We start from the raw sequence: 13,502 nt of genomic DNA, 5'->3' as shown, positions 1-13,502 counted from the left end.
ATCTGGTCTGAAAAACGGAAACTTAACGCACTTTCAAAGTGGCTAGACCAATCAGAACAAGAACCATAGAAATAATCCAGAAACGCACGATAACGCGAGGTTCTGGCCAACCTTTTAATTCGTAGTGATGGTGAATCGGAGCCATGCGGAAAATACGCTGACCACGAAGCTTGTATGAGCCAACTTGCAGAATAACGGACAGTGTTTCCATGACGAATACCCCCCCCATAATAACCAGTACGAACTCTTGACGAACCAATACTGCAATGGTGCCCAGTGCTCCGCCTAAAGCCAGAGAGCCCACATCGCCCATAAAGACTTGTGCTGGATAGGTGTTAAACCATAAAAAGCCAAGGCCAGCTCCGACAATCGCGGTACAGACCACAACCAACTCAGAAGCATGAGGTAGGTATGGGATATGTAAGTATTCAGAAAAGTTAACGTTACCGGTTGCCCAGGCAATCACAGCAAAGCCAGCCGCGACCAAAACCGTCGGCATTATCGCTAGCCCATCCAAACCGTCGGTCAGGTTGACAGCATTACTGGTGCCAACAATGACAAAGTAGGTAAAGATGATGTACAACATGCCCATCTGAGGCATGATATCTTTGAAAAATGGCACCACCAGTTGCGTCGCAGCGGTATCTTTACCATGCGCATACAGGGCAAATGCCACCACAAAAGCGATCAATGATTGCCAAAAATATTTCCAGCGAGCCACCAAACCATCGGTATTTTTACGCACTACTTTGCGGTAATCGTCAACAAACCCCACCGTACCATATCCAAGCAACACCGTAAGCACGGCCCAAACGTAAGGGTTGGATAAGTCGGTCCAGAGCAAAATCGTAATGGAGATCGCCGCCAAAATCATGATACCGCCCATTGTCGGCGTACCACGTTTACTAAAATGGGATTCAGGACCTTCGTTACGCACAACCTGACCAATTTGCAGCATCTGCAATCGTCTGATCATAATCGGTCCCATCCAGAGTGAGAGACCTAACGCGGTAAGAACGCTTAAAATTGCTCGAAAAGACAAGTATTCAAACAAACGGAAAAAAGACAGGTATGGCTGAAGCAGCTCGGCAAGCCAAATAATCATTAAAAATACTCCTTCAAAGCAGCAGCGACGTCAAACATACGAGCACCGTTCGCTCCTTTTACCAAAATAGTGTGGTGTTCAGGAACGGCTTGGTCTAGATGCTGCTTGATGTAGTCAATCATCTCTTGATGCGTCTCAAAGTGGATACCGTTACAAAGATCACTGATCACCTTTGCATCTGTACCATATGTGAGAACATATTCAAATTTTTGTGGGGCAGCATGTTCTCCGACTTGGCGGTGAAGTGCAAGACTTTCATCTCCCAATTCCGCCATATTCCCTAAAATCAGCCAACGCTGACCTTTGAACGAGGCTAATAAGTCTACCGCGGCTAACATGGCTGGCACACTGGCATTGTAACTGTCATCGATCAATTTGATGTTCGCGCTCAGTTGCTCAACCTCAACACGACCTTTGACCTTATTTAAGTGCTTTAATCCTATTTGAATTTCTTCGATCGTCGCTCCCATGTGCAACGCAATGATCGATGCTGCAATCGCGTTGGCAACATTGTGTTGACCAATGATCCCTAACGAGAGTTCAATTTGTTGTCCATCGTGCGAGCGATGTAAAGTAAAGTTCGCTTCACCTTCACTATTCAGGGAGATATCCGATGCGAAAAAATCTGCGCGTGAATCGCAAGATGAAAAGGTGATGACGGTTTTATCCGCTAATACTGCTTGCCATTGCTCTTCGCCTTGGCTATCCAGATTAACAATCGCGACACCATTCTTGTTCAGCCCTTGGTAAATTTCGCCTTTTGCTTGTTTGACGCCATCAATCGAGCCAAAACCTTCTAAATGCGCAGCAGCAACATTGTTCACCAAAGCAATGTCGGGCTTAACTAACCGGGTCGTGTACCCAATTTCTCCGATATGGTTAGCTCCTAGCTCAATGACAGCATAATCGTCTGACGGTTGAGATCGTAATAACGTTAGAGGAACGCCAATATCGTTATTGAAGTTACCCGCAGTAAAGAGCACCTTGCCTTTTTGCTGGAGAATACCCGCAACCATCTCTTTTACTGTCGTTTTACCGCAGCTACCTGTAATCGCGACAGTTGGGGTCGAGCAACACTGATGAACCCAAGCGGCCAGTTCACCCAACGCCGCTTTGCTATCTGCAACAATGACTTGTGGTACGTCCACATCCAAAGGTTTTTGCACGAGCAAAGCCCCTACACCTGCATCAACGGCTTGCTGGCAGAAGTCGTGCGCATCAAAGCGTTCGCCAACCAAAGCGATAAATAGTGAGTTTGCCTCGATGGCACGAGTATCCGTTGACACACTCTCGATGGTCTTATCTTCTCCCACCAAATCACCATTGGTGATATCAGCAATTTGAGACAACGTTACTTTGATCATAATTAAAGTCCTAATAGCTGTATCGCAGATTCACGGTCCGAGTAATGAATGGTTTCCCCATTACGTATCTGGTAATCTTCATGACCTTTGCCAGCGATTAAAATGATGTCGTGCTCAGAGGCCTGCTCCAGTGCAAAAGAAAGTGCAGAAAAACGGTCATGCTGAACCATGGCATCGGAAGGTTTAGACAAGCCCGCCAACATATCTTTGACGATAAGCTCAGGGTCTTCACTACGAGGGTTGTCGTCAGTTAAGACCACTTTATCCCCTAAGCGCTCAGCAACTTCCGCCATCATCGGGCGTTTACCAGCATCTCGATCGCCACCACAGCCCAAAATTGCCCATAACTGCCCTTGGCAGTGCACGCGCAGAGCTTGCAACGCTTTTTCTAATGCATCAGGCGTATGTGCGTAATCGACCACAACCTTCGCCTTCGCTGGCGTTTGAAACAGCTCCATTCGGCCTAAAACAGGTTGCAACTGACCCGCAGTGTTTAACAGCGCTTGCTTGTCAACGCCCAGACTCAGTAACGTCGCAAGCGCCAGCATCAAGTTTGTCGCATTAAACTCACCAATCAATGGTGCGTGAAAATGCCCAGCGCCATACTTACCATCAAAATCGATGGTAATGCCTGACTCTGCATACGTGACGTGATTTGCCCAAAGCGCATTGCCTAGGCTTGGGCTTGGTGTTAACGATACTGCAATGGCATTGGGAAGCACCTTTAACCAACATGCACCGACTTTATCGTCCGCATTGATGATTGCCTTCTTGCAATCGTGCAAGGTAAACAACGCAAGTTTTGCATTGGCATATTCTTCCATCGTGCATGATAATCGAGATGATCACGGCTCAAGTTAGTAAATACGCCAGCAGAAAATGACAAGGCTTTAACTCGACCTTGCGTCAGGCCGTGAGAAGACACTTCCAGTGCAGTGTACAAGGCATTTTTCTCAGCTAATGATGCTAGGGTTTGTTGAATTTCAACCGCATTACCAGTGGTATTTGCTGCTTGTTGCAGATCGTTTAAAAAGCCGTTGCCTGTTGTGCCCATGACGGCAGCTTTGGATCCAACCAACTCTAGCCACTGAGCGATCAGTTGTGTAATGGTTGTTTTTCCATTCGTCCCGGTTACGCCAATTAACTTCATGTCGGGATAGGTGTACAGCATCCCTGCAATTTCAGACAATTGTTGGTCTAATGCATGGATATAGACAACCGGAATATCATTCACAATCTCTAACGTGCCGTGAGGTTTATTATCACAGGCTTGGGCTATCACTGCGTTGGCGCCTTGTTTGATGGCAGTAGATATGAACTGACGCCCATCCACAACGTGACCAATAATCGCGACGAACGTTGTACCATGCTTCACTCTTCGACTATCGAGTTCCAGTTCAGAGACAAAAACGGACGACAAACTTGGGCAATCAACCCAGCGTGAAAGCAACGTGTCTATACTGATGGCTTTAGTCATAATTGTTCTCCGAGCAACTGCTCAGGTTTTCTTTATTTGGTTATTAGTAGGCTGAAACCTACTCCTGAAATTTGTTTTCATCTGGTGCGATATTCAGTATTTGCAGCGCGCCTTTCATGATCTCAGAAAAAACGGGAGAGGCGACCGAGCCACCGTAATAATCATCACCTTGTGGTTCGTTAACAATCACAACCAGCGCGATTTTCGGATCGCTTATCGGGGCCAAGCCAGCAGTGTAGGTAATGTATTCATCACTGTATCCCCCCGCAGAAGCTTTTCTCGATGTCCCCGTTTTTGCACCAAGGCGATAACCAGGCACCGCAGCTCGCCGAGCAGAACCACCTTTCTGGGTTACGGTTTCTAACATATCTAATACTTGGCGAGCATACTTGGCACTGACGACTTGACGAGACACATCATGATCATTGCTTTTAATGATATGAATAGGCTCATACTTGCCTAAGTTACCTAGTGTGGCATACGCATGTGCGAGCTGAATCGGCGTAATAGAAAGTCCGTAACCAAACGCAATGGTTGCTCGCTCTATTGGCGACCAACGGCTGCGGCTTGGGAAAATACCCGTCACTTCCCCCACGAGATTCAAACCAGAGAGCTCACCAAATCCAACTGAACTGTACAGCCCCAACAACGCCTCCACTGGCATCTGCATCGCCAATTTCGTCACACCAACGTTACTCGATTTTTTCAAGATCATCGATAGACTCGCTTTGCCGACTGGTGATACGTCTTTCACTCGCTACCACCCAATCGAAGAACACCATTTCCGGTATCGACGATGGTGTCTTTGGTGGCGACGCCATTTTCTAACGCCGCCAAAATAACGAAAGGCTTGATCGTGGAACCAGGTTCCATAGAGTCCGTAATCACGCGGTTACGCATCTTATAACTCTGCCAATCACTGCGGTTATTTGGGTTGTAAGACGGCGCATTTACCATCGCTAAAACCGCGCCCGTTTTCACATCAACAATGACCACAGATCCCGATGTTGCTCGGTGATCCGCAACGGCCTGTTTGATGGCACGATAAGCAATCGCCTGTATTCGTTGGTCGATGGTTAAGGTCAGGGATTTACCTTCTTGTTTGTCTTGCCAGGCAATGTTCTCTACCACTCGACCATAACGGTCTTTTCGGATGGTTTTCTTGCCTTCCTGCCCCGTCAGCCACTCATCATAGCTGCGCTCAACGCCTTCGAGACCATGACCATCAATACCTGTAACGCCAACCAAATGAGCGCTTACTTCACCCGTTGGATAGTAGCGGCGAGATTCAGATTTCAAGCCGATACCAGGCAACTTTAACTCGCGAATATAATTCGCCATTGCAGGGCTAACTTGACGTTGCAAATAGATAAAACGACGCTTTTCGTTGCGTTTGATTTTATTGATAAGCCCTTGACGGTCGACACCAAGAACATCCGCCAGTGCGTACCAGCGTTGGGTTTGACTTAAGGCATCATTTTTAAAAATCGTGGCAGGATCGGCCCAAACAGCCTCAACAGGAACACTGACAGCAAGCGGTTCACCATTACGGTCAGAAATAATGCCTCGCGCGGAAGGAATCGATTTTACCCGTACTGAGCGTAGGTCGCCTTGCTTAATGAGGTTATCGGGTTCGATAATTTGAATATACGCGACGCGCGCGACCAAAAGACCGAACGCAAGTAAAACAAACAACAACAGCAGGTGAAAACGCCAGCGAATCAAAAAAGGTTCAGCAGCCTCTTTTGCTTTCACCACGTTACTCGAGGTTTTCGCTTCCGCTTTTTTTTTCACCGTAGGTTTACGCTTATTTCCTTGTTTAGCGTTGGTTTTCTTTCTAATCATTTTAGTGTGATAACCACTTCTTTATCGCCATCAGGCCGTTTCATATCAAGTTCTGTTTTTGCAAGGTCTTGAACTCGGCTGTGCTCAGCCAAGGCCGTTTCTTCTAACATCAGGTTGCGCCATTCACTATCGAGTCTCTCACGCTCGACCAATGTATGGTCTTTTTCCGTGATTTCTTGGCGAACGTTATGAGTCGCAAACACCACGCCCATTGCTGACGCCAAAATTAATATCAGCAATAGTAATGGCCAATGACCAACGGTGATTAAGTCCCTTGCGATCAATTTAGCAAGGTTAGGTGTGGCTTTCGTCATAATAATTAAAGCTTTTCTGCAATTCTTAACACTGAGCTGCGAGAACGAGGGTTAATGTCAATTTCTTGTTTACTTGGCTTTATCGCTTTACTGACGGTTTTCATATTCGCACTGCCAAGCTCGTTGATTTGTGCTTCTGTCAGAGGAATGCCGTGCGGAACTTCTGGCCCTTTGCTTTCTTTGCGCATAAAGCGTTTGACCATGCGATCTTCAAGTGAGTGAAAACTGATGACCGATAAACGGCCTTCAGGAGCAAGGATACTTGCCGCGCCTTTTAACGCGGTATCGATCTCTTCAAGCTCACTGTTTATGTAAATGCGAAATGCTTGAAAAGCACGAGTTGCCGGATGTTTTTTCTCTTTAAAGCTTTTTGGTGCAGCATCTGAAATGAGTTTTGCTAGTTGACCCGTTCGTACCAAGGGCTCATTTTCTTCATTATCGCGATATTCAACAATCGCACGTGCGATGCGTCTTGCGTGCTTATCTTCACCAAATTCACGAATCACCCATGTGATGTCATCCAAATCGGCTTCCAACAACCATTGCGATACGGGAATCCCCGTGGTTGGGTCCATACGCATATCCAACGGTCCGTCTTTCATAAAGCTAAAACCACGTTCAGCATCATCCAACTGAGGAGAGGAAACCCCGAGGTCGAGTAAGACACCATCCACTTTACCGTCTAAACCGTATTCTTTCGCGTATTCGGCAATACCAGAAAAGGGGCCATGAATGATGGTAAAACGAGCATCATCTATTTTACCTGCTTCCGCAATCGCTTGGGGATCACGATCAATACTGTAAAGTCGACCATTTTCACCTAGCTTGGATAAGATCGTTCGACTGTGACCGCCTCGGCCAAATGTGCCATCGATGTAAATCCCATCAGGTTTAATGGCTAAGCCATCGATAGATTCATTTAGTAACACGGAAATATGTTGGAAGGTTTCGGTCATAGCGTTCTCGTTGAATGATCTTGGAGCGATTCATTAGTGTACTGATTTCCCACATCATCGCCACCACAAGTCTAAAGTTAGATGTGATTTAATGCTAAGTTTATTGGTAATGACATGGTTTTCGTCAACTAAATGCAAAAAACCCATCATTACTGAAAGTAATGATGGGTCTCGAATAGTTGGAGTCGACACATAAGCCGGGTTCTGTTCCGCTTGCGCGGCGGTAGCCATTCGTCTAGGCCAGCAATCACTCACTGGCTCAAGCAACCTACCCGCCTCCTTACGCGAGCAACGCAATGTGGAGGCCTATTTGGTCTTGCTCCGGGTGGAGTTTACCTTGCAACGAACTATTGCTAGCCGTCCGGTGCGCTCTTACCGCACCCTTTCACCCTTACCTGTGCCCTTTCTCTTACGATAGAGGGTCATCGGCGGTCTTCTCTCTGCTGCACTTGTCGTAGGCTTGCGCCTCCCAGGCGTTACCTGGCACCCTGCTCTACGGAGCCCGGACTTTCCTCCCCTTTACCAGTCTCCCGAAGGACGTCAACGTCAGTCTCCCAAAGGACTTCAACGTCAGTCTCCCGAAGGACAGCAGTAAAGCAGCGACTACCCAGTCAACTCCAACGGCGGATTGTATAGAGTTATCTACTCAGAGTCTAGTACGATCACAGATATGATGAAACAAGTGAAATCAAGTGATGTTTTTTCGCTCGACTACGCTCGAACAGCATGTCAAATATGAACACCAACCCTAAATTAATCTAAGTTCTCCAATCCCCATTTGTAGAGCGCATTTTTCTTCAAATTATGGATTTCTGCAACCAGTGCTGCTGCTTTCTTTAACGGTAACTCTTTGGTCAAGATACCCAGTGTGCGTAACGCGTCATCCGGTAGAGAATCGTCTGCGGTTTCCCGGTGGCCGTGAATCAACAGAACCATTTCACCTCGTTGCTGATTTCCGTCACTTTTCACCCATTCCATTAACTCCCCTAAAGGCATCCCCTGAATCGTTTCAAACGTTTTGGTTAGCTCACGAGCCAACACAACTTCTCTTTCTGGACCAAGAACGTCTAACATATCTTGTAGGGAGTCTAAAATACGATGAGGAGACTCATAAAAGATACACGTGCGCTCTGCCGATGAAATTTCCAAGAACTTGTCTTTGCGTCCTTTACTTTTTGGTGGAAGAAAACCTTCGAAACTAAAGCGATCAGACGGCAAACCGGAAGCACTAAGCGCAGTAATCACCGCACAAGCACCTGGAAGAGGAACAACTCTTACGCCCGCTTGACGACATTTTGTCACCAAATGGTATCCTGGATCGCTGATGAGCGGCGTACCAGCGTCGGAAACCAATGCGATAGATTGACCAGACAGCAACTTTTCCACCAAAATCTGTGCTTTTTGTTGCTCGTTATGATCATGCAAAGCAAAAGTTTTGGTTTGAATATTGAAGTGAGACAATAGTTTACCCGTATGTCGGGTATCCTCAGCGGCAATCATGTCCACACTTGACAGAATTTCGATAGCACGTTGAGTGATATCCGCTAAATTTCCGATTGGAGTCGGTACAATAAAGAGAGTTGGCCCCTCATTCGGCAAATTATTTTTATCTGTCATTTGTTTACCATCACTTCAACGATTAATATAAAGACAATTTTGTACAAAATTATAGAGAACTCACGGCAATGATTAACCATAAGAGACTCAGTGTACCACGCATACTCACTCCTGTTGCACTAGCAATTACCCTTGCGGCCTGTTCGTCGGGCCCGAGACAGCCTGATGGCGTCGATGTCACACTTGAGCCCACCCAGTCGGTTCAGAGCTATATTATTCGAGCGGATAGCTCTGAAGGTAGCTTGCAAAATGACTGGTTGATCATGGCAACCAAGGCTGCCATCCAAGCCAACCAGTTTGACGAAGCTGAACTGTTGATTAACCGTCTGGCTCGTCAGCAGTTGTCGGAAGTGCAACAAGCAGAATGGCAGCTCGCGCGTGCAAACATGCAGCAGAAACAGGGCGACTACGCTCAAGTAATACAACTACTTAACTTTCAGCCTTGGTGGAAGCTACCAAGCGATCAGTGGAAAGATTACTACTCTGTTCGTGCAGAAGCTTACCAAAGCCTCAATCAACCGTTTGAAGCCAACCGCGAGTTAGTGATGTTGAGTCAGTATTCTTCATCGGCCGAGAAACGTGACATTTCTAGCCGCATTTGGATGAACTTTGGCAGCTATTCAGAGCAGGAGCTCACCGCTCTGCAAACTGAGCCAAGCGAAGATGTGCTTGACGGATGGTTGCAACTGTCGATTTACACCAAAACCTTGTCAGGAAATCTCTCACAGCTAAAAAATACCATTGAGCGCTGGTTACAAGAAAACCCAACACATCCTGCGGCTACCTACACGCCTGAAGAGATCCAGAAGATCTTAACGCTGGAGATCGTCAAACCAAATAACACTGCGCTACTCTTGCCGTTAACGGGTAAATTTGCCCCACAAGCTCAACTCATCCGTGACGGATTTATGTTTGCAATGATGAATGATCAGAATCGCGATCCAAGTGCGACCGTAACCGTCATTGACACGCACGCCTATACACCACAACAAATCAAACAACGCCTGATCAGCGAGAATATTGATTTTATTGTTGGTCCACTACAAAAAGAAAATGTAGAAGAATTGCAGACAACCATAGACGGCTCGAGCACAGGTCCTGCTATTCCAGCACTAGCGTTAAACATTCCGGAAGATGTGCAACCGGGAACGAACATTTGTTACCTGACCTTGTCACCAGAACAAGAAGTGGCTCAAGCGGCAAAGCATATCTTCAATGAAGGATATAATTTTCCGCTGGTCCTTGCCCCTAAAGGCAGTTATGGTGAACGCGTTCTACAAGCCTTCAAAGAGGAATGGAAAAAACACAGCTCAACGAACGTTGCCAGCCGACTATTTGGCGATACCCGCGAACTGCAACGAGATATCAACGATGTATTCGGCTTGCAAGAAAGCAAACAGCGCATCGCTCAGATGGAATCGTTAACAGGTGTCAAACTCGAAACACAACCCCGCAGCCGACGAGATGTTGATGCGGTGTATATTGCAGCGAGAAACACAGAGTTAACATTAATCAAACCATTTATCGAAGTTGCAATTAACCCACATGACAAGCCACCGAAACTGTTTTCGAACTCTCGTAGTAACAGTGGTGGAGCGACATACTCTGATCTCAATGGTATTACCTACAGTGACATCCCGCTTTTGATCGAACCTGATCTCACCGTCATCTCAGAAATGAATGAGCTTTGGTCAGATCAATCAAACGTGGCAAAACGTCTTACTGCGCTAGGTATGGATGCATACAAATTGATTGGAGAGCTGCCTCAGATGAAGGTCGTTCCTGGGTTATCCGTTAGAGGCCAGACTGGCGTGTTAAGCATTGATAGTAACTGTGTTGTCCAGAGTGAACTCAGCTGGGCCGAGTATGGGTCTTTTTAGCAAGCGACAAATTGGCAACCAATATGAATCCCTGGCGAAGCAATTCCTGCAGCGCCAGGGTTTACGCTTTCTCGAACAAAATTTTCTGACAAAAGTCGGAGAAATTGACTTAATATTTCAACAAGATGAAACTATCGTGTTTGTTGAAGTCAAATACCGTAACAACGATCGCTATGGTTCCGCCGCTGAAATGGTGACCTATTCCAAAATGCGTAAACTGGTTAAAACCGCGCAAATTTGGTTAAGCAGACAAAAACAGTCGATACACACCATAGACTACCGTTTCGATGTCATCGCCATTCACAATAATGGTCGAGATATCAACTGGATACAAAACGCAATATCTGAAGGATAATCAATGCTAGAAAGCATTAAAGACAGCTTTAAAGAAAGTATACAAATTCAAATTGCCGCAGCGGAAGCGTTGCCCGATGCGATTACCCACGCTGCTCAAGCGATGGTATCAAGCTTGCTAAACGGCAATAAAATTTTGTGCTGTGGAAATGGTGGCAGTGCGTCAAACGCGCAACAATTTGTTTCTTGCCTGTTAAATCGCTTTGAAACAGAACGCCCTAGCCTTCCAGCCATGGCATTAACAGCAGACAACACAACGCTGACCGCTGTCGCAAACGACTACCACTATCAGGAAATTTTTTCTAAGCAGGTCCGTGCCTTTGGGCAACCTGGCGATATTCTTTTAGCGCTCTCCACCAGTGGTAATAGTAAAAACATCATTAAAGCGATGGAAGCCGCCGTTACCCGAGACATGACTATTATTGCTCTTACAGGTAAAGATGGTGGTGAAATGGCGGGGTTGTTAGGTGAGAATGACGTAGAAATTCGCATTCCATCCCATCGCACGGCACGCATACACGAAGTTCATATGGTCACTCTTCACTGCTTATGTGATCTGATAGACCAAGTCCTTTTCCCTGCTCACGAAGAGTAACCCTGTTGGGAGTAAGAATCATGATACGTAGTCTTTGCATTCTGTTGACCGTACTGAGTTTAAGTGGCTGTGCGGGGATATTTATCGCTGGGGCGGCAACCACTGCTAACATCGTTACAGATACACGCTCGACTAAGCAAATTTGGCAAGATAACAACATTGAGTTTGAAGTAGCAGCAATGGGTAATAAAGACCCATTTCGTGGTCAAGTACGTATTGTCGCTAGCTCTTACAACGGCTCCGTAGTTCTCATGGGGCAAGTCCCGACTCAAGAATTAATTGATGAGCTAGAAGCAAGAGTACGTAAGATCAATGGTGTAAAAACCTTACATAACCAAATAAAACAAAAAGCACCTCTGACGGTAACTCAAATGAGTAATGACAGCTGGATCACAACTAAAATCAAGTCGTCCTTACTGACCGACTCCGCATTAAATGGCGTGAAAGTCAAAGTGATAACCGAAGACGGCGAAGTCTTTCTTTTTGGCTATGTAACGCCCGCACAGGGCAATCGCGCGACAGAAATTGCTCGCAATGTCTCTGGGGTGAAGCAGGTAATCAAAGGTTTCCAATACGGAGTCGCAGAGCCTGTTAAAGTTGATATCCCAAACGAGGCTGAAACGACTGAGAGTGCAACACTGGAGCGCAATAGCAACGAAAGCTAGCGCCGCTCCTCTGGTACAAATAAAAATGGTAACCAATAAAAAAGCAGCGATATCGCTGCTTTTTTTAGTTAAGATCAGTGCTAGTCGTGCACATCTAATATCAACACCCAATCACTTAATGACTCTTAAGCTCGGTTTACCTTTTGGACGAGACTCGTCAACATCATCGACACTCGACTCAGAGGTGGTCTCAGGCTTTTCGTCACTTACCGTGGTAAAGGTAGGTGCCGGTTCCTCTTCCACCAGCGCTTCGTCTTCGATATTTGTGTAAGCTTCTTCAGGTTCAAACATTGTACCCGCACCATTTTCACGGGCATAAATCGCTTGAACAGCATAAACAGGCACAATTACCGAATGCGGACGACCACTAAAACGGGCATGAAAAGTAATTGCATCATTACCCAACTCTAGATTGCCAACCGCACGTGGCGCGATATTCAAAATAATTTGGCCATCTTGAATGAACTCGGTGGGTACGCGAACACCAGGCATGGTTGCGTCTACAACGAGGTGAGGCGTCAAATCATTGTCCACAAGCCAATCATAAAATGCACGAAGCATGTATGGTCGCGCGCCGTCATTTTTGCAATATCCATAATGTTTTACAGCTTAACGAACGAGACGCATTTCACGTTCAGCTTCTGTCAAAGAAGCCAAGAATGAATCACGCTCGAATACACGATTCATGTAAATCTTAATTTCTTTTGAACCAGGGCCAACAAGCTCAATACCAAGTTGAGGTAAACGCCACAACAGCGGTGCTAAGTAACAATCAATCAAGCTGAATTCTTCGCTCATAAAGTATTCGTATTCAGCAAAGATTGGGGCAAGAGTTAAAAGGTCATTACGTAGCTTTGTGCGCGCTTTTTCTGATTCTTCTGCATTACCTTTCATCACTTTTTCCGCAAGCGTATACCAATTGCGTTCAATTCGGTACATCATCAAGCGGCTGTTACCACGGGCAACAGGATAAACTGGCATTAGAGGCGGATGAGGGAAACGCTCGTCCAAGTACTCCATGATAATTTTTGAATCGTAAAGAGCAAGCTCGCGATCTACAAGGGTTGGCACTGATTTATATGGGTTTAGTTCAACAAGCTCAGCAGGAAGGTTTGCTTCATCAACCAGCTCCACTTCAACACTTACGCCTTTCTCAGCTAGTACAATGCGAACCTGATGGCTATACAAATCTGATGCACTTGAAAAAAGAGTCATCACAGAACGTTTATTGGCAGCGACAGCCATGGAGCCCTCCAGTACACTTACAAATAAAAACAATGGAGCTAAGCCTCCATTGTAGATCAATTAAAATCGGGATTTAGCAGGGTAT

At 46.1% G+C, this 13,502-nt stretch carries 10 protein-coding genes, 1 other RNA gene and 3 pseudogenes; 4 read left to right on the top strand and 10 right to left on the bottom strand.

Features of this window, described 5'->3' with window-relative positions:
* Nucleotides 1-22 precede the first annotated feature (22 nt).
* From mraY to rsmI, 8 genes and pseudogenes are all read right to left on the bottom strand, one after another.
* Entirely contained in the window at nt 23-1,105 is a 1,083-nt protein-coding gene (gene mraY / locus SU60_RS19195) for a phospho-N-acetylmuramoyl-pentapeptide-transferase (RefSeq protein WP_041156924.1), read from the bottom strand.
* Nucleotides 1,105-2,469 (bottom strand): UDP-N-acetylmuramoyl-tripeptide--D-alanyl-D-alanine ligase, encoded by a 1,365-nt coding sequence (locus tag SU60_RS19190; RefSeq protein WP_041156923.1) that lies wholly within the window; start codon nt 2,467-2,469, stop codon nt 1,105-1,107. The genes mraY and SU60_RS19190 overlap by 1 nt, the downstream gene beginning before the upstream one ends.
* 2 nt (nt 2,470-2,471) lie before the next feature.
* Nucleotides 2,472-3,946, bottom strand: a pseudogene (murE, locus tag SU60_RS19185) (UDP-N-acetylmuramoyl-L-alanyl-D-glutamate--2,6-diaminopimelate ligase).
* Nucleotides 3,947-4,004: 58 nt separating this feature from the next.
* A pseudogene (locus SU60_RS19180) lies at nt 4,005-5,791 on the bottom strand (penicillin-binding transpeptidase domain-containing protein).
* Nucleotides 5,788-6,105 carry a cell division protein FtsL gene (ftsL, locus tag SU60_RS19175; RefSeq protein ID WP_041156922.1) on the bottom strand — a complete coding sequence of 106 codons (318 nt, stop codon included), beginning with the start codon at nt 6,103-6,105 and terminating at the stop codon, nt 5,788-5,790. The pseudogene SU60_RS19180 and the gene ftsL overlap by 4 nt, the downstream one beginning before the upstream one ends.
* A 5-nt stretch (nt 6,106-6,110) precedes the next feature.
* The gene (rsmH, locus tag SU60_RS19170; RefSeq protein ID WP_041156921.1) at nt 6,111-7,061 is read right to left on the bottom strand and encodes a 16S rRNA (cytosine(1402)-N(4))-methyltransferase RsmH; all 951 of its coding nucleotides are present in this window, start codon (nt 7,059-7,061) and stop codon (nt 6,111-6,113) included.
* Between the two features lie 177 nt (nt 7,062-7,238).
* An RNA gene (rnpB, locus tag SU60_RS21050) (RNase P RNA component class A) lies at nt 7,239-7,680 on the bottom strand.
* A gap of 134 nt (nt 7,681-7,814) precedes the next feature.
* Complete coding sequence (gene rsmI / locus SU60_RS19160) at nt 7,815-8,678, bottom strand: 16S rRNA (cytidine(1402)-2'-O)-methyltransferase (protein ID WP_041156919.1); 864 nt, start codon at nt 8,676-8,678, stop codon at nt 7,815-7,817.
* Nucleotides 8,679-8,746: 68 nt separating this feature from the next.
* On the opposite strand from rsmI, the gene SU60_RS19155 reads away from it, so the two are divergent.
* The 4 genes from SU60_RS19155 to SU60_RS19140 are packed head-to-tail and all read left to right on the top strand — an operon-like array spanning nt 8,747 to nt 12,172.
* Nucleotides 8,747-10,558 (top strand): penicillin-binding protein activator, encoded by a 1,812-nt coding sequence (locus SU60_RS19155; RefSeq protein WP_041156918.1) that lies wholly within the window; start codon nt 8,747-8,749, stop codon nt 10,556-10,558.
* On the top strand, nt 10,545-10,913 hold the full coding sequence (locus tag SU60_RS19150) for a YraN family protein (RefSeq protein ID WP_041156917.1): 369 nt from the start codon (nt 10,545-10,547) through the stop codon (nt 10,911-10,913). The genes SU60_RS19155 and SU60_RS19150 overlap by 14 nt, the downstream gene beginning before the upstream one ends.
* 3 nt (nt 10,914-10,916) lie before the next feature.
* Complete coding sequence (locus SU60_RS19145) at nt 10,917-11,507, top strand: phosphoheptose isomerase (protein ID WP_041156916.1); 591 nt, start codon at nt 10,917-10,919, stop codon at nt 11,505-11,507.
* Nucleotides 11,508-11,527: 20 nt separating this feature from the next.
* Nucleotides 11,528-12,172: a BON domain-containing protein gene (locus SU60_RS19140; protein ID WP_041156915.1), complete on the top strand. Its 645-nt coding sequence runs from the start codon at nt 11,528-11,530 to the stop codon at nt 12,170-12,172.
* A gap of 111 nt (nt 12,173-12,283) precedes the next feature.
* Here the strand turns inward: SU60_RS19140 and sspB are convergent.
* A pseudogene (gene sspB / locus SU60_RS19135) lies at nt 12,284-12,768 on the bottom strand (ClpXP protease specificity-enhancing factor).
* A gap of 13 nt (nt 12,769-12,781) precedes the next feature.
* Nucleotides 12,782-13,417, bottom strand: coding sequence for a stringent starvation protein SspA (gene sspA, locus SU60_RS19130; protein ID WP_041156913.1), 636 nt, complete (start codon nt 13,415-13,417; stop codon nt 12,782-12,784).
* Nucleotides 13,418-13,502: the final 85 nt, after the last annotated feature.

Source organism: Vibrio mytili, from assembly GCF_000830505.1.
GTDB lineage: Bacteria > Pseudomonadota > Gammaproteobacteria > Enterobacterales > Vibrionaceae > Vibrio > Vibrio mytili.
Note: the sequence above shows the minus strand (reverse complement) of the source record. Positions and strands in the feature narration are given on the sequence as shown.

Bases quoted from the DNA above. Each gene is read 5' to 3' on its own strand.
- SU60_RS19145 (WP_041156916.1), top strand. From the start codon at position 10,917: ATGCTAGAAAGCATTAAAGACAGCTTTAAAGAAAGTATACAAATTCAA.
- SU60_RS19140 (WP_041156915.1), top strand. From the start codon at position 11,528: ATGATACGTAGTCTTTGCATTCTGTTGACCGTACTGAGTTTAAGTGGC.
- sspA (WP_041156913.1), bottom strand. From the start codon at position 13,417: ATGGCTGTCGCTGCCAATAAACGTTCTGTGATGACTCTTTTTTCAAGT.
- rsmH (WP_041156921.1), bottom strand. From the start codon at position 7,061: ATGACCGAAACCTTCCAACATATTTCCGTGTTACTAAATGAATCTATC.
- SU60_RS19155 (WP_041156918.1), top strand. From the start codon at position 8,747: ATGATTAACCATAAGAGACTCAGTGTACCACGCATACTCACTCCTGTT.
- mraY (WP_041156924.1), bottom strand. From the start codon at position 1,105: ATGATTATTTGGCTTGCCGAGCTGCTTCAGCCATACCTGTCTTTTTTC.
- SU60_RS19150 (WP_041156917.1), top strand. From the start codon at position 10,545: ATGGGTCTTTTTAGCAAGCGACAAATTGGCAACCAATATGAATCCCTG.
- SU60_RS19190 (WP_041156923.1), bottom strand. From the start codon at position 2,469: ATGATCAAAGTAACGTTGTCTCAAATTGCTGATATCACCAATGGTGAT.
- rsmI (WP_041156919.1), bottom strand. From the start codon at position 8,678: ATGACAGATAAAAATAATTTGCCGAATGAGGGGCCAACTCTCTTTATT.
- ftsL (WP_041156922.1), bottom strand. From the start codon at position 6,105: ATGACGAAAGCCACACCTAACCTTGCTAAATTGATCGCAAGGGACTTA.